Origin of the sequence: Alkalinema sp. FACHB-956 (genome assembly GCF_014697025.1) — a bacterium.
GTDB lineage: Bacteria > Cyanobacteriota > Cyanobacteriia > Leptolyngbyales > Leptolyngbyaceae > Alkalinema.
On record NZ_JACJRC010000001.1, the window covers coordinates 810,081 to 832,877 of the forward strand.

Annotated in this window: 18 protein-coding genes; 8 read left to right on the forward strand and 10 right to left on the reverse strand. The window is 51.2% G+C overall.

What is annotated here, in order from left to right:
* Nucleotides 1–4: 4 nt before the first annotated feature.
* Nucleotides 5–493: a ferredoxin gene (locus tag H6G21_RS03205; protein ID WP_190570347.1), complete on the forward strand. Its 489-nt coding sequence runs from the start codon at nt 5–7 to the stop codon at nt 491–493.
* 91 nt (nt 494–584) lie between these two features.
* Here H6G21_RS03205 and H6G21_RS03210 read toward each other — a convergent pair whose 3' ends face one another.
* From H6G21_RS03210 to H6G21_RS03225, 4 genes are all read right to left on the reverse strand, one after another.
* On the reverse strand, nt 585–1,196 hold the full coding sequence (locus H6G21_RS03210; protein ID WP_190570350.1) for a hypothetical protein: 612 nt from the start codon (nt 1,194–1,196) through the stop codon (nt 585–587).
* 59 nt (nt 1,197–1,255) lie between these two features.
* Nucleotides 1,256–2,479, reverse strand: coding sequence for a type II secretion system F family protein (locus H6G21_RS03215; protein ID WP_190570352.1), 1,224 nt, complete (start codon nt 2,477–2,479; stop codon nt 1,256–1,258).
* Nucleotides 2,480–2,692: 213 nt separating this feature from the next.
* Entirely contained in the window at nt 2,693–3,799 is a 1,107-nt protein-coding gene (locus tag H6G21_RS03220; RefSeq protein WP_190570354.1) for a type IV pilus twitching motility protein PilT, read from the reverse strand.
* 106 nt (nt 3,800–3,905) lie between these two features.
* Nucleotides 3,906–5,900 carry a GspE/PulE family protein gene (locus H6G21_RS03225; protein ID WP_190570356.1) on the reverse strand — a complete coding sequence of 665 codons (1,995 nt, stop codon included), beginning with the start codon at nt 5,898–5,900 and terminating at the stop codon, nt 3,906–3,908.
* A 325-nt stretch (nt 5,901–6,225) separates the two neighbouring features.
* On the opposite strand from H6G21_RS03225, the gene grpE reads away from it, so the two are divergent.
* The 5 genes from grpE to rsgA all read left to right on the forward strand — a co-directional run bounded on the left by grpE (nt 6,226) and on the right by rsgA (nt 12,134).
* Nucleotides 6,226–6,966, forward strand: a complete 741-nt coding sequence (grpE, locus tag H6G21_RS03230; RefSeq protein WP_190570357.1) for a nucleotide exchange factor GrpE — start codon at nt 6,226–6,228, stop codon at nt 6,964–6,966.
* 490 nt (nt 6,967–7,456) lie between these two features.
* The gene (dnaK, locus tag H6G21_RS03235; RefSeq protein ID WP_190570359.1) at nt 7,457–9,478 is read left to right on the forward strand and encodes a molecular chaperone DnaK; all 2,022 of its coding nucleotides are present in this window, start codon (nt 7,457–7,459) and stop codon (nt 9,476–9,478) included.
* Nucleotides 9,479–9,667: 189 nt separating this feature from the next.
* Entirely contained in the window at nt 9,668–10,801 is a 1,134-nt protein-coding gene (dnaJ, locus tag H6G21_RS03240; protein ID WP_190570361.1) for a molecular chaperone DnaJ, read from the forward strand.
* Nucleotides 10,798–11,049 carry a sulfurtransferase TusA family protein gene (locus tag H6G21_RS03245; protein ID WP_190570363.1) on the forward strand — a complete coding sequence of 84 codons (252 nt, stop codon included), beginning with the start codon at nt 10,798–10,800 and terminating at the stop codon, nt 11,047–11,049. The genes dnaJ and H6G21_RS03245 overlap by 4 nt, the downstream gene beginning before the upstream one ends.
* Complete coding sequence (gene rsgA / locus H6G21_RS03250; RefSeq protein WP_190570364.1) at nt 11,046–12,134, forward strand: small ribosomal subunit biogenesis GTPase RsgA; 1,089 nt, start codon at nt 11,046–11,048, stop codon at nt 12,132–12,134. The genes H6G21_RS03245 and rsgA overlap by 4 nt, the downstream gene beginning before the upstream one ends.
* Before the next feature lie 197 nt (nt 12,135–12,331).
* On the opposite strand, the gene H6G21_RS03255 is transcribed toward rsgA, so the two are convergent.
* The 5 genes from H6G21_RS03255 to gcvH form a co-directional block, all read right to left on the reverse strand.
* Nucleotides 12,332–12,676 carry a hypothetical protein gene (locus H6G21_RS03255; RefSeq protein WP_190570365.1) on the reverse strand — a complete coding sequence of 115 codons (345 nt, stop codon included), beginning with the start codon at nt 12,674–12,676 and terminating at the stop codon, nt 12,332–12,334.
* 693 nt (nt 12,677–13,369) lie between these two features.
* Nucleotides 13,370–13,978, reverse strand: coding sequence for a DUF3747 domain-containing protein (locus H6G21_RS03260; RefSeq protein ID WP_190570366.1), 609 nt, complete (start codon nt 13,976–13,978; stop codon nt 13,370–13,372).
* A 522-nt stretch (nt 13,979–14,500) separates the two neighbouring features.
* Nucleotides 14,501–17,455: an aminomethyl-transferring glycine dehydrogenase gene (gene gcvP, locus H6G21_RS03265; protein ID WP_190570367.1), complete on the reverse strand. Its 2,955-nt coding sequence runs from the start codon at nt 17,453–17,455 to the stop codon at nt 14,501–14,503.
* Between the two features lie 200 nt (nt 17,456–17,655).
* Nucleotides 17,656–18,369, reverse strand: a complete 714-nt coding sequence (locus H6G21_RS03270; RefSeq protein WP_190570368.1) for a methyltransferase domain-containing protein — start codon at nt 18,367–18,369, stop codon at nt 17,656–17,658.
* An 8-nt stretch (nt 18,370–18,377) separates the two neighbouring features.
* Complete coding sequence (gene gcvH, locus H6G21_RS03275) at nt 18,378–18,767, reverse strand: glycine cleavage system protein GcvH (RefSeq protein ID WP_190570370.1); 390 nt, start codon at nt 18,765–18,767, stop codon at nt 18,378–18,380.
* Between the two features lie 248 nt (nt 18,768–19,015).
* Here gcvH and H6G21_RS03280 point away from each other — a divergent pair, with 248 nt between their 5' ends.
* Together H6G21_RS03280 and H6G21_RS03285 are read left to right on the forward strand one after the other, a co-directional pair.
* The gene (locus tag H6G21_RS03280; RefSeq protein WP_242041599.1) at nt 19,016–19,900 is read left to right on the forward strand and encodes a DUF6544 family protein; all 885 of its coding nucleotides are present in this window, start codon (nt 19,016–19,018) and stop codon (nt 19,898–19,900) included.
* A 155-nt stretch (nt 19,901–20,055) separates the two neighbouring features.
* Nucleotides 20,056–20,655, forward strand: coding sequence for a plasmid pRiA4b ORF-3 family protein (locus H6G21_RS03285; protein ID WP_347277968.1), 600 nt, complete (start codon nt 20,056–20,058; stop codon nt 20,653–20,655).
* A 33-nt stretch (nt 20,656–20,688) separates the two neighbouring features.
* Here the strand turns inward: H6G21_RS03285 and H6G21_RS03290 are convergent, their stop codons facing one another.
* A complete protein-coding gene (locus H6G21_RS03290; protein ID WP_190570371.1) occupies nt 20,689–22,437 on the reverse strand; it encodes a ShlB/FhaC/HecB family hemolysin secretion/activation protein in 1,749 nt (582 codons plus the stop codon).
* Between the last annotated feature and the right edge of the window lie 360 nt (nt 22,438–22,797).

The following is a 22,797-nucleotide window of genomic DNA, read 5'->3' on the forward strand; positions in this document are numbered from 1 at the left end:
CACCATGACCGATTCCCCTCAACCGCTCTCGGGTACTGAAACGAGCTTTCCCGAAACTGGCGTTGTTCCGGAAGACCTGCGTTCGGGTCTAGAACCGGAACTAGGTGGTGGTTTACGCGAAAGCGATGGCTGCTCTGGCCTAGAGCCTGAGTTGGGGGGGGTGTTTCGACAGAAAGGGGTGTATGTGGATGAAACCACCTGCATTGGCTGTCGATATTGCGCCCATGTGGCCCGTAATACGTTTTATATTGAGCCTGACTATGGGCGTTCAAGGGTGATTCGTCAGGATGGTGATTCTGAGGATCTGATTCAAGAGGCGATTGATACTTGCCCGGTGGACTGCATCCATTGGGTGAACTATACGGAACTTCAGCAACTTGAAGAAGAGCGAAAATATCAGGTCTTACAACCTGTAGGGTTTCCAATGGATCGGGCTACGATGACCGCGCAACAACGTCGCCGGAAGCCGCCCCGCAAGCGTAGGCCGTCCTGACGATATAAGCTGGCAAAATTTAATCCCTAGGCAGGTATAAGAGATGTACTTGGCTAGGGATTGAATTAAGAAAAGAGCTGTCCTCTACTGGTTAATATTCAATCGATGAATCTTCAACCGTGCTAGAAGAAGGTTCTTCTAGCGGGACTGTGCTAGGCTCTTGCTCGTCTTGATGGGTTGCAGAGGCAACGACGCAAGGTAAATGAGCTCCCTTCAGCCCGCGCCGCAAGCGTTCTGGAGATTGTTCAAACAACACAAAGAGGGGGTAAATTTTTTCTGCCCCATCATTCAAAATGTGTTGGTATTTCAGAGGCATTAACCATTCGTACTCTTTACTCAGTAGGACTTGGGTCTGCCGCCACCGTCCTAGGAGTTCAGAGAAATCTTCCTCTGGACGATGAATGAAGATAAAAATTTCGCGTCCCGTTTTCACTTTCCATTCCGGGTCACACATAAGTAACGCGATCTCGCAGGGGACGGGTGCTGCTTCCGCTTTCGTGATGTTGCCGTGTCCACTCGGGGATGGGTGGGTATGGCGAAGCTTCGCGATCGGCAGAGGAATGGTAATTAAACTATCCTCTGGCCGTCGCATACTGGGTATCAATTCCAGATAGGGACGATAAAGCCGCAAAAGCGCGATCGCCTCACGAGTTTGACTATAAGTAGCCAACAGTTCTTCGTAGTCTGCTTGCTGAATAGTCATCAATGCCAATCCTGATAAATTCTCACCCTCTGGACAATCCCAAGAACCGTTGGGTCTATCTAGCCCAGCGTTTCAAAGACTTTGAACATGGGGAGATACATTGCTAATAGAATTGAAGCCACCATGCCCCCAAGCAACAGGATCATGATGGGTTCCATGATACTGGTGAGAGCTTTTACAGCCTGTTCTACCTCATCCTCATAGAAATCCGCCACCTTCATTAACATGGCATCAATTTCCCCCGTTTCCTCGCCAATGCTGATCATCTGAATGGCCATTACGGGAAACACCTGCTCTTTTTGGAGAGCGATGCTGATCATGCCTCCAGTTTGAATTTCACGACGGGCTTCGTCTACTGCATTGGCAATGACTTGATTACCAGCCGTGTCGCGCACAATTTCTAAGCAAGTCAGAATGGGAACCCCCGATCGGGTCAATGCACCAAAGGTTCGACAAAACCGGGCAGTGGCCGTTTTTTGGATCAAATCCCCAAACAAAGGCATTTTGAGGAAAAAACGATCCATGGTTTCCCGTCCAACGCGGGTGCTGTAGTACTGCTTGTAAGCAAACCCGACCAGGGGGACTAAAACGACCAAAATCAGCACATTAGGACTTCTCAAAAATTGGCTAATGTTGAGCATCATTTGGGTAAAGGCGGGTAGCTCAGTGCCTAATTCTTGGAAGATGCCCGCGAAAATGGGAATCAGGAAAATGGTCATGCCTAAGAAAATCAAGGTTGCCAAGATACCCACCACAACAGGGTAGGCCATGGCAGACTTAATTTGGTTTTGCAACCGTGCCACATCTTCCAACAGTTTGGCTAGTCGGTTCAGAACTTCATCGAGAACCCCACCCACTTCTCCAGCTTGAATCATGCTGACGTAGAGCCCGTCAAAACAGTCTGGGTGCTTACGCATGGCATCGGACAAGCTAGTTCCCTGCTGAATTTCGGAACTGATGTCCATCAGAGCTGTTTTCATTTTTGGGTTTGTACACTGCTCTGCGAGGACGCCCAATCCCCGTACCAATGCCACTCCCGCATTCACCAAAGCTGCAAACTGACGCGAAAAGAGTGCTTTGTCCTTAACGGTGACCTTGGCCATGGATGTCTGAAGTTTCTTCAGATCCAAGGCGGATCCCAAACTTTCACTCTCTTTCAACTCTTGAACAAAGAGTCCTTGATCCCGGAGGGCAGAACGAGCATCTCCGAGGGATTGAGCAACGATTTTCTCTTTTTTCGCGTTTCCTTTGGCATCACGAACGCGGGCAACGTAGGTAGGCATGGCTCAAAAATCAGACCCAAGGTAGTGTGGTTAAGACAATGGACGGTGAAGCCCCAAAGTTAGGGGGTAGCCGCTTTAGAGTGAGCTCCTAAAACTTGCATCAATCATAGTCGAGTTTTTGAGAGGTGCAACTGTCCTAGAGAGGCTAGGGAAGCGGAGAGATCTGCGCTCTTAACGACTCAACCGATCTCTCCTGCTTACCCAAGCTAGGGTCTAGTGTGCAGATCCAGCAGTTGCGCCAGCGGGAGCTCCACCAATCAAGCGATTCAACTCATCGGGTCGAGAGGTTTTGGACATGGCGGCTTCGTAGGTAATGGCTCCCTGCTTGTAGTAGTCGGCCAAAACCTTCTCCAGCGTTTGCATCCCCAATTTCCCACCGGTTTGAATTGCGGAATAAATCTGAGCGGTTTTACCTTCCCGGATCAAGTTAGAAATAGCCGGGGTCACAATCATGATTTCCTGCGCCATGACCCGACCGTATTCACCGGGTTTAGGACTCTTTTTGGAAACCAGGGTTTGGCTGAACACGGCCACCAAGGAGTTAGAGAGCTGAACACGAACCTGCGTTTGGCGATCGGCGGGGAATACGTCAATCATCCGATCGACGGTTTGGGCGGCGGAACTTGTGTGCAAAGTCCCAAAAACCAAGTGCCCGGTTTCCGCTGCACTAATCGCCAAGGAAATGGTTTCTAAGTCCCGCATTTCCCCCACCAGAATGATGTCCGGATCTTCCCGTAGGGCTGCCTTGAGCGCGTTAGCAAAACTCTTGGTATCTTCTCCGAGCTGCCGTTGGTGCACGAGGCTCTTGATGGGTTCGTACACAAATTCGATCGGATCTTCAACGGTCAAAATATGTTCCGCCCGGGTGCGATTGATCAGGTCAATCATGGCGGCTAGTGTGGTGGTTTTCCCCGATCCCGTTGGCCCTGTCACTAGGATTAAGCCCCGAGGCTTTTCTGCCATTTCCCGCACAACGTCGGGTAACCCCAGTTTTTCAAAGTTGGGAATTTTGGAACTCAAGGCCCGGAGACAAGCTGCATAGGTGCCCCGATCCTTGTAGACGTTGACCCGAAACCGCGCCAATCCCCGCACCCCGTAGGAGCAGTCTAGTTCCCAGTTTTGTTCTAAATTTTTCCGCTGAGTGTTGTTCAGCATGCTAAAGATGAGCCGTTGGCATTCTTCAGAGCTGAGGACTTGATCGCTAATTGGCTGAAGCTTCCCACTGATGCGGAAATAAGGAGGCAACCCCGCTGTGAGGTGCATATCTGAGCCCCCCATTTCAATCAGTTGCTCCATCAAGTCTTCAATCATGAGTTCCATATCGCTTTCTCCTGATACAAACGGCGCTTAATCTCTAAGTTGATAGGTGGAAATTGCGTGGATGGGTATGATCCAGATTGCTGGAACCCTCCTGCAAAGCATGGCTTTAGGAATCTTGGAAACGCGGTGTTAAACAGTAGGGGCAATCCAGCCACTCCTGCTTGAGTTCCGCTGCACAAGTTCGACAGGACAGCACACTTTTCCGTTTGGCGCGAAGTTCTGCTTCTAGCCCCGTATCTGTGAACGTTACCCGCTCAACTTCGTCGAGCGTGGTCGACCCTTGGCGTACGAGATTGAGGCTGTAGGCTAAAAGGGTCTGCATGCCCTCCTCTACCGCAACTTCCTTGATCTGTTCGGTGGGGGCTCCTTCGTTGATCAGGATTTGCAGGCGCTCAGTCACCCGCATAACTTCATAGACCCCACAGCGTCCTTTGTAGCCCACACCGCCGCATTTTGGACAGAGGTTTCCTGACGCTTTGGCCTCCTGGATTTCCTGGGGGGTCAAGGTATTTGCCTTATACAAAGTCATGTGGGTGTCCTGGGAACTGGTAAACCCAAATCGGGCCAGTTCTTCCTGGGAGGGCGTATAGGGAATGCGACATTCATCGCAGACTCGGCGTACAAGCCGCTGGGCCACGACTCCAAGCAGTGCCCCGGAGACCATGAAGGGCTCAACCCCCATTTCATCCAGTCGCGCGATCGCTCCAGCAGCGTCGTTGGTATGCAAGGTGGTTAAAACCAAGTGTCCCGTCAGTGCGGCCTCGATCGCAGTCTTAGCCGTTTCCCGGTCCCGGGTTTCCCCCACCAGAATCACGTCGGGATCTTGCCGCAGGAAGGCCCGCAAAATCGCTGCGAAGTCCATGCCTTTTTCCCGGATGACTTGGACTTGGGTCAGCCCTGCCAAGGAATATTCGATCGGGTCTTCAGCGGTACTGATGTTGACACCGGGTTCGTTCCGTTCTGCCAAGGCTGAATAGAGGGTCGTAGTTTTACCGGATCCCGTAGGCCCGGTGACCAGAATCAATCCAAAAGGTCGCCGAACCATCTCTTGAACAATTTGGAGCGATTCTGGATCCTGAATTAACTTGTCGAGACCTAACTGCGTGGCTGAGTTATCCAGAATCCGGAGAACCACTTTTTCGCCATGCTTGCTGGGCAGCGTATTGACCCGGAAGTCAATTTTTCGTCCGTCATAAATACGACGGATCCGCCCGTCCTGGGGAGCCCGCCGTTCTGCAATATCTAGTTGCGAGATAATTTTGAACCGGGCGGTGACGGCAGGAATAATTTTCTTGGGAAGCGGTTCAAAGGCTTCTTGCAAGACCCCGTCCTTGCGGAACCGGACGCGCAGAAATTCTTCCTGCGGCTCAATATGAATATCCGAGACCCCCATTTGTAGGGCTTTGATCAGAATTTTATTAACCAGTGTGACGATCGGGGCTGCATCCGCTTCGGCAGCTGCATCGAGATCGACATCGGTAGAATCATCTTCCTGGAGCTCAGCATAATCTTCCAGTCCTTCGAGATCCGCCTTAACGTCAACCCGTGCCTGCTGTTCGGCCTGTTGCTCCCGGCGCACTCGTTCATCGAGATATTGCGAGATGAGGTGGTTGTAATCTTCAAAGGTGATGACCAGGCGCTGAAGACTGAGATTTTTGGCCCGAAGAATCCGATTGAGATCATCTTGCGCATCTAGATTATCCGGTTCCACCATGGCTACTAGGACATGGCTTTCCGATTGGGATAGGGGGACAAACTTATAGCGACGACAGAGGTCGATCGGAATTAATGTATCGATGAGTTGACCAATTTGATTCGTCGAAACCTGGTTGATTTCCGGATCGAGGGACTCTACTCCGTAAAGAATCTTAAGTTCAAATAGCTGCTGTTTCTTATATTGGCGAATGAGCTCTGGCGATAGCTGCTGCCCAGTGATTAACTCTAACGCTTCTGTTAAAGGTTTTCCAGAACGCCGACTTTCCACGAGGGCCTGCTGGAGTTGTTCCTGATTGGCATAACCTGCCTGAATTAGCTTATTGCCGAAGGGCGAAAAATGATTCTGGACAACAAGGGCGCGCCGCTGGGAAGGAGAGTTCGTCATAGCTCATAAAAACTGATCTCTTCTATAGATATTGCCCCAAATTTTTGAAATCATCCCTAATATCCATACTCGGGGTATAGATTTGTATCATGCTGAGGGTTCGATGGGGGCCAAAACCCTAGAAGGAAAGTTTTTCTCTATTCGGAAAATTGAGCAAAGTGAACTTAGCAAGCTATGCTAGTGGGTTGTTAGCAATAGCAGATTGCACGGATAGCAGCCACACTCAACCTGCTAGCTGTGGCAGTACTGAGTGACAGTGTTGACTTCAAGGCAATCTGTTCAATTGTTTGGGAATGCGCAGAAGGTTTTACAGGGGATGATAGACATGATGGGTGAAGAAAACCAGCCAATTGGGGATGCACAGGCCACCCCTGGCAGTGCTACATCAGAGTCTGCTGACGCCACATCCACGGACGCAGCACCGGCCACCCAAGAATCTGGTTCGGGTGGTGCAGAGCCCAACCTTGAGGCAGACAGCTCCCTTCCAGATTCCATTGCGATGGAAGAGGATGACACGGACTATGAAGCCGAATTTATGAAGTTGCGTGCCACCTATGCGGCCAAGGAGCGGGAATGTGAAGCCTTGAAAGTTCAGGCCGATGATGCCCAAAATCAGTACCTCCGGTTGGCGGCAGACTTCGAAAACTTTCGGCGGCGGACCCAAGAAGAGCGGGAAAAGTTAGACGTTCAGGTCAAGATTGCGACCTTGGGTGAGTTGTTGTCGGTGGTGGATAACTTTGAGCGGGCTAGGGCGCAAATCAAACCCCAAAGCGATGCCGAGATGAATATTCACAAAAGTTATCAAGGTGTCTACAAGGACATGGTTGATCGCCTCAAGAAAATTGGGGTTTCTCCCATGCGAGCTGAGGGGAAAGAATTTGATCCAAACCTGCATGAAGCGGTTTTGCGCGAACCGACCTCCGAATATGCAGAAGGTACTGTGATTGATGAGTTGGTGCGGGGGTATATGATCGGCGATCGGGTGCTGCGCCATGCCATGGTAAAAGTGGCTGCTCCGCCCGAAGAGGGCGGTGATGGGAGTGGTGCAGGGAACGCTACGGACTAGGGGGGATGCCTTGGCGGTGGCGGATGCTGTGGGGATCCTGGGAGTAGGCATTGGCAGCAGTGTTCTATAGCCCCAAACACATAGCCCCAAAACATAGCCCAAAATAGTGATTTAGGTGAGGTGTAAACCACGCTAACAGGACTGTAGGAGTTCAAGTGAACTTTGACTCCTAACTCAACTGGTTGAGCGAGGACACCTCACTTAACGTTTTTGAAGACTTTTCTCACTGGTTTTGTCAGGGCTCGCCAGCAATTTGGGGGCAGGACGGGGAAATTCTCTCGCTGTTTCGTGAGAACAGAGGCTAGATAATGGAGGTTCCATTGCGGGTTTGCTGGAAATCCCCCGTGCAATCCCTCTAAATTCGGACATAATTTCAGAAAAGCTTGATCGTGTTTATGAACTTTTGCGGAATATTGCTTTATAGATAGGGCAGATAAAGTGAGCCTTGCGCTCGTTTGACGGTTCACCTTGCGTACATTCACCGCTAGATATGGGAAAAGTTATTGGGATCGACCTGGGAACAACTAACAGTTGTGTCGCTGTTTTGGAGGGCGGACAACCTACCGTCATTGCAAATTCGGAAGGGGGCCGCACTACGCCCAGTATCGTCGGCTTTGGCAAAGCTGGGGATCGCTTAGTGGGTCAGCTAGCGAAACGTCAAGCGGTGACCAATGCTGAAAATACAATTTTTAGTATTAAGCGGTTTATTGGACGACGATGGGAAGATACCCAAGATGAGCGATCGCGGGTTCCCTATACCTGCGTTAAAGGTAAAGATAATACCGTCGATGTGCAAATCCGAGGACGGAACTATACCCCCCAGGAAATTTCTGCGATGGTTCTGCAAAAGCTGAAGCAAGATGCAGAAAATTATCTCGGTGAAGAAGTTACGCAGGTTGTCATTACAGTTCCAGCCTACTTCAGTGATGCGCAACGGCAGGCCACCAAAGATGCTGGCACGATCGCGGGCTTAGAAGTCCTCCGAATTATCAACGAGCCGACGGCGGCTGCCTTGGCCTATGGCTTGGACAAACAAGACCAAGACCAAATTGTTCTAGTCTTTGACTTGGGCGGCGGTACCTTTGATGTCTCGATTTTGCAGCTCGGGGATGGGGTGTTTGAAGTCAAAGCGACGTCGGGTAACAACCACCTAGGCGGTGATGACTTTGATGCAGCGATCGTCCGTTGGTTGATTGAGACCTTTCAACAGCAGGAGGGAATCGACCTCTCCACTGACAAGATGGCGCTGCAACGGCTGCGGGAAGCGGCTGAACGCGCCAAGATTGATCTGTCGGGGACGGTGACCAGTGTAATTAACCTCCCCTTCATTACAGCTGATGAAACGGGGCCGAAGCATATTGAGACGGAACTAACCCGGGCCAAATTTGAAGAGCTGGTTGCCGATTTGGTGAGATCCACGATCGACCCGATGGAGCAGGCCCTGAAGGATGCAGGTATGACGGTCGATGAAATCGATCGGATTCTTCTGGTGGGAGGGTCTACCCGGATTCCTGCGGTGCAAGAAGCGCTGAAGCAGTTTTGCAAGGGCAAGATGCCGGATAAGTCCGTCAACCCAGACGAGGCAGTGGCTTTGGGCGCGGCCATCCAAGCGGGGGTCTTAGGCGGCGAAGTCAAAGATCTGTTGCTCTTAGACGTTGCCCCTCTATCCATGGGAATTGAAACCTTGGGTGAGGTCTTTACCAAGATTATTGAACGGAACACCACGATCCCTTGTAGTAAATCCCAGGTCTTCTCGACGGCAACCGATGGCCAAACCTCCGTGGAAATCCATGTGCTCCAGGGGGAACGGGCCATGGCCAAGGATAACAAAACCCTCGGTAAGTTCCAATTGACCGGAATTCCGCCGGCTCCTCGGGGGGTTCCTCAGATTGAAGTTTCCTTTGAAATTGATGCCAACGGGATTCTCAAGGTGTCTGCCCTAGACAAAGGAACTGGACGCGCCCAAAGTATTGAAATTAGTAATACGGGTGGTCTGAGTGACAGTGAAATTGAACGGATGCGCCAGGAAGCGGAACTGTTCAATGACGAAGACGTTCGCCGCAAGGAAATTGCAGAACTGAAAAATCGCTCCGATAATCTGTTCTACAGCTATGAAACGACCCTACGAGATAATGGAGAGTTCATTGGCGATGGCCTAAAAACGGAAGCGGCTGAAAAAGTGGCCTTACTCCGGGCTGCGATTAATGATCCTGCGATCAGCTTAGAAGAGATGAGTGCGCGGTTGAATGGCTTGCAGCAAATATTGTTTGAAATTGGTGCTGCCGTCTATCAATCGGGAGCTAGCTCGAATGCCAATGTCAGTGAGGCCGCTCCTGTTGCTCCCCCTCCTTCCGTTGCTTCGTTCCAAGCCTCAAATGTTGTGGATCCTCTAGATGACTTGAGTGCTTTAGAGGACGAAACGGTTCGCGTGAATCATGCAAACCCCTTTGCTGAAGAATTCAATTTTGACAGTGATGCAACGATTACGGCGGACTATGAAGCGATCGACTAGCTCTATCCGGTAAAATCGTTGTCTATTGGCTTTTTAAGCTTGTGTTGCCAAGGTGCTGCCAAGGTGCCGCATACGGTCTTGATTTCCAGGCACTCATGTTTGGATCGGTTTTCCCCCCGCAAGCCAACTTCCAATTGGGTGCCTTTGTCCAATATCCTAGCTCTATGTCCCCAAAATTAGCGACGATCTATGGCGCGTGACTACTATGAGGTTTTGGGCGTCTCCCGCGATGCCGACAAAGAAGAAATTAAGCGGGCGTTTCGCCGCCTAGCTCGCAAATATCACCCCGATGTCAACAAAGAACCGGGGGCCGAGGAGACATTCAAAGAAATCAATCGGGCCTATGAAGTCCTGTCTGAACCTGAGGCGCGGGCTCGCTACGATCGCTTCGGTGAAGCCGGAGTTAGTGGGGCTGCGGGAGCGGGTGGCTTCCAAGACTTTGGTGATATGGGCGGTTTTGCCGATATCTTTGAAAGCTTTTTCAGTGGCTTTGGTGGGGCCCCTGGTGCGCAGCAGACTCGCCGACGGGGTGGCCCGGTTCGCGGTGATGATCTCCGCCTAGACCTGAAGATCGATTTCCGCGATGCGGTTTTTGGCAAGGAAAAGGAAATTTCCATTAGCCATTTGGAAACCTGTAATGCTTGTAGTGGGTCTGGGGCAAAGGCGGGTACCCGCCCCCGGACTTGTTCCACCTGTTCAGGGAGTGGTCAAGTGCGCCGCGCGACTCGGACGCCCTTCGGTAGCTTTACCCAAGTCTCGGTCTGCCCAACCTGTAATGGGTCGGGTCAGGTGATTGAAGAGAAATGTGAAGTCTGTGGGGGCAGCGGCCAGCACCAAAAGACGAAGAAGCTGAAAATTACGGTGCCTGCGGGGGTTGATAATGGTACCCGGTTGCGGGTCTCCGGTGAAGGGGATGCGGGAATGCGGGGTGGCCCCCCTGGGGATCTATATGTCTATCTCTTTGTGAATGATGATGCGGATTTCCAGCGAGATGGCATCAATATTCTGTCAGAGATTAAAATTAGTTACCTGCAAGCTATTCTAGGTTGCCGTTTGGATGTGAAGACGGTGGATGGAGATGAAGAAATTGGCATTGCGCCAGGGATTCAGCCAGGAACCGTATTAACGCTGGAAAATAAAGGGGTGCCTCGTCTGGGCAATCCGGTCAGTCGTGGCGATCACTTGATTACTGTACAGGTGGATATCCCGACTAAAGTGAGTGCGGAAGAACGGGAATTGCTGGAGAAATTGGCCAAGCTGCGGGGCGATCGCGTCGGGAAGGGTGGCGTTGAAGGTTTATTTGGGAAAATTTTTGGCACATGAGTAACCCAGTTCAACCGAATCTACAATTGGATTTGCGGGGCACCCCCTGCCCGATTAATTTTGTGCGAACTAAGCTAAAGCTGGAGCAAATGGCTCCCGGTGAACTCTTAGAAGTCTGGCTGGATCCCGGTGAACCGATCGAGCAGGTGCCGGATAGCCTGACGATGGAAGGTTACCAAGTAGAAGGCATTGATAACCTGTCGGACTATTTCTCTCTGCGGGTACGGCGTCCGCTGGAGTCGGAATGAGGGATCTCGTCTCAGAACTGGCTTCAGATGGCCCGCCGCTCTTGGGGACAGTGGTGGCCATTCAAGCCAACTACTCATTTGTTCGATTAGATGGGAATCGTGGAGATTTACTCTGTACTTGTCGCTCTCGATTGAAAAAGATTGGGCAGCGGGTGATGGTGGGCGACCGGGTCATGGTCGATCAGCCTGATTGGGAAGGTAAGCGGGGCGCGATTAATCAATTGTTGCCGCGTACCTCAGAACTCGATCGGCCTCCGGTGGCCAATGCCGATCAGATTCTTCTGGTGACGGCTCTAGCCCAGCCTGCTTTGGATATGACGCAACTTAGCCGCTTTCTGGTGAAGGCGGAATCCACTGGGCTAGCGGTGTGTTTGGCGCTGAGTAAGTGCGATTTGCTGCCGATCGAGGAGCAACAGGCTTGGGGCGATCGCATTCAGGCTTGGGGCTATAAGCCGGTGTTGCTGAGTGTGTATCAAGGCAAAGGATTAGATACGCTGGCCGATCGCCTCCGCAATTCTGTGACGGTGATTTCTGGCCCATCGGGGGTGGGGAAATCTAGCTTGATTAATGCCTTGATTCCGGAAGCGACGCTGCGGGTGTCTGCTGTGTCTGGCAAGCTGGAGCGGGGACGGCACACCACGCGCCATGTGGAATTATTTGACCTTCCTGGGGGCGGAACGTTAGCGGATACTCCTGGGTTTAATCAGCCGGATTTGACCTGTAGTCCAGAGCAGTTGGCCCACTATTTTCCAGAAATTCGATCGCGCTTGGCTGCTAACCATTGTCAATTCCATAATTGCCTCCATCGGGATGAACCGGGGTGCGCCGTGCGGGGTGATTGGGAGCGCTATGGGCTCTACCTAAATTTTTTGGAAGAGGCGATCGCGCAGCAGGTCGATCGTAACCAGCAATCAGATCCCGATGCAGCGCTGAAACAAAAAAGTAAACGCAAGGGCGAAGTGCAATTTGAACCTCGCCTTGCTGCTAAGTATCGCCAAGAATCCAGAAGAACTCAAAAACAATCAATGCAAGTGGTGAAAGGACGTTTGGACGATTTATTGATTGCTGAAGAGGATGAATTTTAGAACATAATGCTTCAATCACTGCATAGCTCCCGATCGTCATATACGTGATAGTGCTAGACGTAATAGTGGTTTAGCAGCAGTGATAGTAGTCTTAAGAATGTCTAACTAACCTCTTCAGTGAATGGCTAAGGAATTTCTAACATGAAGGCATAAGGAAACCTCCAGGAGACACCTAAGCAACGTCTAACAAGCAAAGTCTAATAAGTATACTGGGCAATGCTGAAGTATTCTCCATGGGCGCTGGAAATGGGCATGGGTAGACTCCACTGCACTCGTTTGAGAAACCCGATCGCCTGCAATTCGTTAATGGTCAGTTGAACGTCATCCCGATGCCCAAACAGGCAGATTTTTACTGATTTCGTCTGGCACGGTTCTGGAGCGATCGGTTCCGGCGGCTCTGGTTCTTCTAAAGGCAATGGTTCGGCGTCGATCGTGGGTGTTTCTAACGTTGTTTGTTTGGATCGAATGACTTGCGATCTCGTAGATTTAGATCGTGGTGCTTTCGATCGGGTCGATTTTGAGCGGATTATTTTAGACTGCATTGAAGTTTCTCCTATCGCGAAACATCAACCTGTACTGAAAAATGAACTAGTGACGGGTAAGCATCTCACAAAATTGCTGATCAGTCGTCAAGTCTTAAGGATTTATTTATATTTTCAAAACATGGGTGAACTGATAGACGGTTTAGCCATGGCCAGTGAAAAGCCTGCAAAGCCAATAATCACCCTGCTTGTAGGGTCAGCGGGACGATCGAGCGATCGAAGAACCTTCAATCGAATAATTTCTCGCTCAGAAATTGCTTAAAACTTCTTACTATAAATAAGTCAACTAATCCATGGCTAGTTCTGTTAACTATATTTAATGCTCAGAAATGCTCAGGAAATTTAACGCTCAGAAATTTAATATTAGGGACAGTTGCTGAGTACCTGTAAGGAATATTGGCAAGCTGGTATGCATTATGCATTATGCATTGAGGGTTATTTGAGTTGTATTAAGGGAACTGGCTAGATTTTCCCTGTATGTCTAGCTGTACCTGTATGTCTAGCTGTAGTTATGACAATGCTCCAGACATTTTTTAGGCTAGTTCTGAGTACAAATCTGACTGAGATTGAGTTCTTTGACATTGAACCTTTGATGTGAAATCAAGAATCACGTCAATTCTAAAGTTCATATTTATACTAAACTTTGCTAATCCCTATCTAGAACATTGTCGATCGAATCTAGAGGGTCACTTCTTACCTATTTACGACTGACATTTGTTGAGTCATAGATGCGAGGGATTTCTCATGGGTGAAATAGTAATGGCCTAATTTCTCACCGTTGAATGTTCTTTGCGTGATTCTCCAACCGGGTTCCATTTCAAACTTGCCAAAGCCGTTAGGCGTACCAATAATTCTGCCAATTAGTAACTCTGGCTGTTGTTTACGACTGGTTGATTTTCCAATGAGTAAACGTTCTCCGTTTCGATCGACCACTTGCAAACTATAACGCCAACCTAAATCCTGACCCCCCATGCGAATAGAATAGCCATTGCTATCTGTGGCACGACCACAAATCCCAGTGAAATCGAACTGAAGCAATAGAGGTTCGATCGTTTGTCCATCGGAATTGATCGCCCAGCATTGCTGACGATTGGTTAGCTGTTGTAGTACCAATAGCTGATGTAATCCTTCTCCGTAGGGGGAAGCAACAGCAACTACTGTATGACGATCGATATCCTGATGGGAAAATGTGCCGACTTCGGCTGCTTGTAATGGGGCCGATAGACTAGAAACGAGTAATGGTGTTACCGCAGAAATAATCGGAAAAGCTGATGCGGAAACCCAAGAAATCAGTTTGGACATAGGTTCTCTGCCTTTCAATATACCTTGTCTATGCTCAGGAAACTCTTTGGAAACCCTTTACCTAGAGGTTGTGGCAAAGAGGCTTCAGTAAATGCACCAACTTGGAAAATTATCCTATCACGTAAAAATAATGAACTATTCTCTCATTGATGTTTTTATTGATAACTTTTTCGACTCGATCGTGAGATTTTAATAATTTTTTCTTGGAGAGAGCTTAAAGAAAAAACTGAATGATGTTAGATGAGCTGAATGATGTTGATTGTGTGAGTGTCATTGAATAGGTTCAAAATATCTACTTTGTATTACCGCCATGTATTACCGCCATTTCGTCAAAGTATTTGCATTGTTTATTTGTATGCAAAAAGTTCTACCTGGAAGAAATTTTGCTAGCAAAATAAAAGCTGTAAGGCTCTTGAGCCTTGCAGCTTTTGTAGAATTATTGGGTGGAAACCGAGGAATTCTAAATTTGCATTAGGGGCATCATTGAGGATGCCCACTCGGTGTAATCATTCAGTGCAATCATCAAGCTTCGTTATAGGCATCCATTGGTAAACAGGAGCAGACGAGATTCCGATCGCCGTAGGCATTGTCAATCCGATTCACTGCCGGGTAGAACTTATTCTCCCGCGTCCAGTCCGTGGGGAAGATTGCCTGTTGCCGGGAATAGGGACGATTCCAGGCATCATCGATTAAATCCATCACAGTATGGGGCGCATTCTTCAGCACGTTGTTCTGGGCATCGACGTGACCGTTTTCAATGGCGCGAATTTCTTCCCGGATTGCAATCATCGCATCACAGAACCGATCTAACTCCTCCAGCGATTCACTTTCCGTTGGCTCCACCATGATGGTGCCTGCGACCGGCCAGGAAACGGTTGGCGGATGGAATCCGTAGTCAATCAGCCGTTTAGCGACATCATCGACTTCGATGCCTGCGGACTTCTTGAACTGGCGCAAATCGATAATGCACTCGTGGGCCACGAGCCCCGATAGACCTTTATACAGCACGTCATAATGCCCTTCCAGACGCTTGGCGATGTAATTCGCATTCAGAATGGCGATTTTTGTGGCTTCCGTGAGTCCCGTGCCGCCCATCATGGCAATGTACATCCAGGAAATCGGCAGAATGCTGGAACTGCCCCAGGGAGCCGCAGATACCGCCCCGATCGCTTGGTCTTGCCCGACTGGAATGACCGTGTGTCCCGGCAAAAAGGGAGCCAAATGCGCGGCCACCCCGATCGGCCCCATGCCAGGGCCACCGCCGCCGTGGGGAATGCAGAAGGTTTTGTGCAGGTTTAAGTGGCAGACATCCGCGCCAAAATCTCCGGGACGGCACAGTCCGACCTGCGCGTTCATGTTGGCCCCATCCATGTAAACCTGGCCGCCGTTGGCATGGATGATGGCGCAAATTTCCTGAATGCCCGACTCAAACACGCCATGGGTAGACGGATAGGTGACCATCAGGGCTGATAACGTTTCCCGATACTGCTCTGCCTTGGCCCGTAAATCCACAATATCAATATTGCCATCCCCATCGCAATTCACTGGAACCACTTTCATCCCAGCCATCACGGCACTGGCGGGATTGGTGCCATGGGCGGAGGTGGGAATTAAACAAATGGTGCGATCGCGATCGTCACGACTTTCGTGATAGGCCCGAATCACTAGCAATCCGGCGTATTCCCCTTGGGAGCCGGCATTGGGTTGGAGCGAAATCGCGGCAAAGCCCGTGACTTCCGCTAACCACTGTTCCAGCTGGTTAAACAGAATTTGATATCCTTCCGTTTGCTCTACTGGGGCAAAGGGATGGATTTGACCAAACTCGGGCCATGTTACGGGAATCATCTCCGCCGTTGCATTCAGCTTCATCGTGCAGGAGCCTAAGGGAATCATCGCACTGGTTAAGGACAAATCCCGTTTCTGTAAGCGATACATGTACCGCAGTAATTCCGTTTCTGAATGATGGGTGTTGAAAACGGGGTGGGTCAGAAAGGCGGAGGTGCGGGCTAAGGACGGCACGATCGAGGAAACCGCTGGCAAGGTTTCTACCGTTTGTCCAGCAAACACTTCCAGTAAATCTAAAATATCCCGTTCGGATGTGGCTTCATCCAAGGCAATGCCGATCGATCCATCGGCAAACTGTCGCACGTTAATCTTGCGTTCCGCTGCCCGATCGAGAATGGCTTGGGTCAGATCGCCCACTTGCACCCGAATCGTGTCGAAGAAACTTTCGGAAACCAGGGTAAAGCCTTGGCCCTTGAGTCCTTCCATCAAAGTGTTGGCTAAGTTGTGTACCCGCTGGGCGATCGCTTGCAACCCTGCGGCTCCGTGGTACACGGCATACATGCTGGCAATCACTGCCAACAGAACCTGGGCGGTGCAAATGTTGCTGGTGGCTTTATCGCGGCGAATGTGCTGCTCCCGAGTTTGCAGCGACAACCGCAGTGCCCGTTGACCCCGCGCATCCCGCGACACCCCCACCAAGCGCCCTGGAATTTGCCGTTTGTAGGCATCCTTGGTGGCGAAATAGGCGGCGTGGGGGCCACCGTAGCCAAAGGGGACACCGAAGCGTTGGGTATTGCCCACGGCGATGTCTGCCCCAAATTCCCCCGGCGGAGTGAGCAAGGTCAGCGCCAAGATGTCGGCGACGACGGTGACTAAGCCCCCTGCGGCATGGACGCGATCGCAGAAGGTGCGGTAGTCGTAAATGGTGCCGTCGGTGGCGGGATAGGACACCAGTGCGCCAAAGATGGGCGTGCTGTTATCCAAGCTACGATGATCGCCGACGATGACCTCAATGCCCAGGGGGAGGGCACGGGTTTGAATGACATCGATCGTTTGGGGATGGCATGTTTCCGACACAAAAAAGGCTTTGGCTCCAGTTTTGTTGAGTCCGTAGCTCATGGCCATGGCTTCCGCTGCCGCCGTGCCTTCATCCAGCAGCGAGGCATTGGCAATCTCTAGCCCCGTCAGGTCAATCACCAGGGTTTGGAAGTTGAGCAGGGCTTCGAGGCGACCCTGGGAAATTTCCGGTTGGTAGGGCGTGTACTGGGTATACCAGGCTGGATTCTCCAGAATGTTGCGTAGGATGACCGGGGGCGTGATGCAGTTGCTGTAGCCCATGCCAATGAACGATCGATACACTTGGTTTTTGGCAGCGATCGCCTTCAAGTCTGCTAGGGCTTCATATTCCGATCGGGCTTTGCCAATTTGTAGCGATCGCTTCAGACGAATTTCTGTGGGGACTGCTGCATCCATCAACCCATTTAACGAGTCATAGCCAAGCTGTTGCAGCATTTTCTGCACATCCGCTGTCCGGGGTCCCAAATGGCGATCGGCGAAACTATCGGTATAGGCCAGGTTGGAACTTTTGCCCGTGGCCCGGAACCCGCTGTTTCCATGGCCATTGTTAGGGTTATATTCAGCAGAAGCTGATTCAGCCGGGGCTTGCAGGGAAGAAGAAATAGGCTCTGACATGGACTTCATTCTTTGGGTGTAGGGAATTCAGGTCTCTATCCGGTTGTAACAGCGTATAACAAGTCTTTACCGATCGGGAACCTATCGGTATAAAGGGATGGTAATTTTTTGGAATGGGATCCGTAAACCTTCGGAATAATAAAATTACCCTGCCTAAAGTAAATCACCCGGAACGTGGGAAGGCATCTGTAATTAAGTAATTAATTGGAGCGGTAAAGCGATCGGAAATGGCGGGGACGGAGACCTTCGGGATCTAATAAATCTTCTGACTCAGCTAGCAAAAATCCGGCTTGCTCGAAGGTTGCTAACTGCGATCGCGTCAGGGGAAACGGTGGGCCTGTGAGGGGATCAGTGTCCTCGCGGCCTCGGCAGATGACCAACAGTTCCCCACCCGGTGCGACCAACGGCGCGATCGCTTGCATAGCAGCGGTGTGCAGTTCCGGCGGCATTGCCTGGATCGTATAAATTTCCAGCACAAAGTCGAAGCGCTTGGCCCAATCGCTGGGTAGGTCAAACAGATCGGCCACTTGGTAATCAACCGAGGACTCGGGAAAGCGCTCTCGGCACCAAGCGATCGCCGTGGGAGACAGATCAAAAGCGGCTACTTGGAAACCCCGATCGGCCAAGACTTCCGCATCGTCCCCCAAGCCACAGCCGATAACCAAGGCAGACCGTCCAGCCGCAACGGGCGATCGGGTCGTCAACCAATCCTGGAACAACGGGTGGGGTTCACGATTGACCCAGGGAATCGCCTCTGGATTGCCATTGGCCGAAGCATAGAGCGCTTCAAACCAGGCTAGGGGCTGGTCGGTGTCTCGATAGGTTTGGGCTAGACTTTGTACCTGCGATCGCAGCTGTTGACGATCAACATCTTGTTGGTCAAGCTCCTGCCGATCATCCTTGGCCTGACTCATGGGGTGCCCTAGGCTCCTTCTACCATGGCACGGTAGGCATCCGCAGACAGCGCCGATTCCACCGCAGTTACATCACTGACTTCCACCTTGACCAGCCAGCCCTCTACGTAAGGATCCGCTTCTAACTGATCCGGCGCATCCACCATGGCTGCATTGACATCGACCACCGTGCCGCTGACGGGGGATTTGAGATCCTCTACGGCTTTGACGGATTCGATCGTGCCAAATTTCTCGCCTTGGGTGACGCTGCTGCCCGGTTCCGGCAGTTCCAGAAAGACAATATCGCCCAATTGATCGATCGCAAAGGCGGTGATGCCCACGGTGGCGACGGAGCCATCTAACCGGACGTACTCATGGGTGTCGGTGTAGCGCAGATCTTCGGGGTATTCGAATGCCATAGCCAACTCTCGCGATCAAACAGTGGTCTTTCAAAAGTGTACCGCTCGTTGGGGGAATTGGGGAGTGGGGGAGTGGGAGTATGGGGAGTGGGAGGGTAGAAGTGTGGGAGCATGGGGAGTGGAAGGGTAGGAGGGTAGAAGGGTAGGTAGGGTGGGAGCTTCTATCTTCACAGGTTTCTCATCCCCCGGATCTAAGGTGATGACGTGGACTGGGAAGGAGAACATTTAGCGGCGGAGGATATTTAGCGATGGTTGTCTATTTTCTGTTGATGCTTCTTCTTCTTGGTGTTGTCGTTCTAATTACGATCGCGCTGATATTGTTGATGGGCTTACGGTCTCATAATCGTCGCGTTGCCCGAAAAATTTGGCGTCGTTTGCAATCGCCACCGCAATCTACGAAGTTTCATCCTGCGATGGTGGCTGGGTTGCCAATGCCTGTGCAGCGCTACTTTCTCCATGCGATCGCACCGGGAACGCCGATCGCGACTTCAGTGGATCTGAAGATGCAAGGTCGGTTTCGATTTAGTTTGACTCATCCTTGGATATCGATGCAGGCCAAGGAATTATTGTCACGTCGGGGATTTATTTGGCAAGCGACGATCGGGCGGGGATTATCGCAATTTCAGGGCGCTGACTATTACTACGAGCGTCGGGGTCGAATGCAATTTGCCCTCGGGGGATTGCTGCCGATCGTGGATGTGCAAACGGCGGATACGGCGCGATCGGCCATCGGTCGTTTGGCGGTGGAGTTGATGTGGTTGCCGACGGCGCTTTTGCCGCAGCAGGGTGTGGAATGGCGGGCGATCGATGACAACTTTTTGGAAGCGCAATTAACGATCGACGATGAACCCGTCAAACTCACGTTTCAGATTGATGCGGAGGGTAGGTTGCTGGCGGGTTCGGGGCTGCGCTGGGGCGATCAAACCAGCGATCGGCATTGGGATTATTTGCCCATGGGCGGCTACTGTTCTGCCGAATGCACCTTCGCTGGGGTGACGATTCCGACCCAAGTGAGCGTTGGCTGGCACTTCGGTACTGAGCAATTTTTTGAATTTTTCCAAGCGACGATCGACCAGGCTGATTTTTTTACTGCGAAGAGATTGCATGAATTACCAGTAATGCCGGTGAGTTAATGAGCCCTATTGAAGCGATAGACTAGAAACGGGAATGCAGACCATTAAACGCATACAATCAACTAAACCCATACAATTAAATAAACCCATACAATCCGCTCAATAAACCCATACAATCCACACAACCGAGCTAAAAAACGCAACGGAACAAGCCAGTGAAACCCACCAAGTCAACTAAAACTGCAAAATCAGCTAAACAAACTAAAACCGCAAAATCCAGTCCAAAGTCCTCTCCTCCCGATGCGATCGCCGATCGCCCCAGTAACCCAGCCGCGATGTCACCCACCAGTGGGCTGTATACCCTGGATGTTTTTATTCTAGATGGGCCTGTGACGGAGGATTTTGTTGAAGAAAATCCGGAAATTTCCCGAAGGATCGAAATCAAAGGCAATCAAACCCTGGCCGATCTCCACAAAATTCTCTTTAAAGCCTTCGATCGAGAAGAAGATCATTTGTACGAATTTCAGGTGGGTGGTCAAGGCCCCAATGATCCTGCGGCAAAATGTTATGGCGTACCCCAGTCCGCTAGCCGTAGGAAAGCTAAGACACAGTCTGTGCAGGACGTGGCCAGTACCCCGATCGCCAGTTTGGGGTTGTCTGTGGATGATGCCTTTGGCTATTGGTTTGATTTTGGTGATGACTGGTGGCATCAAGTCAATGTGATTTCGATTAGCCAACCGGAACCCAACACCCAGTATCCCAGAATTACCCAGCGGGTTGGGGCCAGCCCTCCCCAATATGCCGATTTTGGTTAATGCGGATTTTGCTTAAAGGCGGGCTAAGGGTGCTTAGAAACTGTAGCCTACGCTGAAATGGACGCCTTCATCTTGAGCGTTATTGCCCTTGCCGCTCCATTGCACCAACGGTCGAGCATAGTCCGCCCGCACGATCATGCGGGGAATAGGTTCCCAAATCAGCCCCAGCCCGATCGAAGCCAGAAAGGTTTCGCCCGTCAGTTTGTTGGGATTGTCCGATCGGCTCCACACTGCGCCCATGTCAAAAAAGGGCACCAGTTGAATCATGGGACTGCCCGCCGCATCCCGTTTCACAACGATGCGATCTTCCAAGGAAAAGCGCACTCCGTTATCCCCCGATCGGGCATTTTGGCGATAGCCTCGCAGGGATTGGCCGCCCCCAATGACAAACTGCTGGGACGGCAGCAAGGTATCTGGCGTCAGTTGCAGATCCAATTGCGCGATCAACAGGTTGCTGGGGCCGATCTGTTGTACCCGTTGGATTTGGCCTAACCAACTGAAAAATTGGCCATCGGGCACTGCACCGGAATTGGTTGTGGCATCGAAAATATTCAAGCCCAGACTGAACTGCGATCGAAAGGCCCAAGCCCCAAAGGGTTCCCGCTTGACAAAATCCTGGCCAAACTTGAGCACCCGTGTTTTGGTCGTGCCATCGGCCTCCGCTCCAATCCCAAAGGGAAAGGGCTGGTTATCAAACAAAAACGTCTGACCATCTTGAAAAGCAAACCCCAGGGAGAGGGCAAATTCCTGGCGAGGGCTGCGGCTCAGCGGTTGACGATAGCTGATTTCATACAGGGCATTGTTACTCCGAATGCCAAAGGCGGAAAAATCGGGATCAATGATTTTGCTACGGCTGGGGGCAATCCGCAGTTGCAAGGTTCCATTCATCGGATTCAGCGGCAGTCGATAGCCGAAGTCAAAGGCATTGGAACCGCCCTGGGTCGATCGATAGTAGGACGCAGTCAGTTCGTCGCCCCAACCCGTCGGATTGCGGTAGCTCAGGACGGCTCCAATGCGATCGGCTCCTACGCTGGGGGGTGACAGGTTATCCGCCCCCACAAAACCATGGAACGCCGGTTCTTCCTTGACCAGCACAGACAAAATACTTTGTCCCAATCCAGTTCCCGGTTTGAGGCTGGCTTCCACATTGGTGAATAGCGGATCAAGCTTGAGCAGACGCAGTTGGTCTTCGAGGGCGTCTTTGTTAAGGGGGGCTGTGGCTCCCAGGCGGATGCGACCTTCGACATAGGCGGGTTTGACGTTTTCCAAGCCGCGAATGTCTACTTTTTCCAGCGATCCTTCAATCACACGGACTTTAACAATGCCATCGGCGATGGTTTGTTCTTCCAACACCGCGCGGGAGGTGATGTAACCCCGATCGAGGTATTTCTGCGTCATTTGATCGACCAGCGATCGCAGTTCCTCAAAGGTCACCGATCGGCCTTCCACGGTTTTGACCAGAGCGTCCCAATCGCGATCGGCAAAAATGGTGCTGCCCTGAATGACAATTTTGCGGACGGGAATGGTAATGGCTGGGGCTGGAGTGCTGGGCGCTGGGCTAGGCGTTGGGGGTGGCAACGTGGGCTGAACGCTGGGTAACGGTTGCGGGGTGGGCAGGGGTTGGTTGAAACGATCTCGATCGGTGCTGGGTTTGGGCAAGGAGGTTTGCGCTCTGACCGCAGAGGTCATCAGCAGACAACCTGCGAGACAACCTGCGAGATAACCCGTGAGACAGCCCGTTGCGAGGAGATATAGCTGGGAAAAGGCAGAGCGCAGAATCATAGGAGAGGATCAGTTGAACAGGGCAATAAGCAGAGAAATTGCTTGAATTTAGCTAAAAAAACTCAGTTTTACAACTAAATCGTGGCGCAATATTCCAAGGCGTAGCTCAGTTTAGGTTAGCCAGCCTTTTAGGTCAGCCAGCCTTAGAATACTCGAATTATGCAGGATTGTATCGGGTCATGATGGGTTCAAAAACAATTGTTGCAGAGATGCTCTAACGGGCAGGTTTGCATAACTCTCAACGGGCTGTAGTTAAATGAATTTCAAGGCCGATTTTCCGAAATGGCCCCCCATCCTGTTGTAGGCTTCCCTGCCCCCGGTCCTTTCTCTCAATTAAATCGATACTGACCTGAGCGGCCT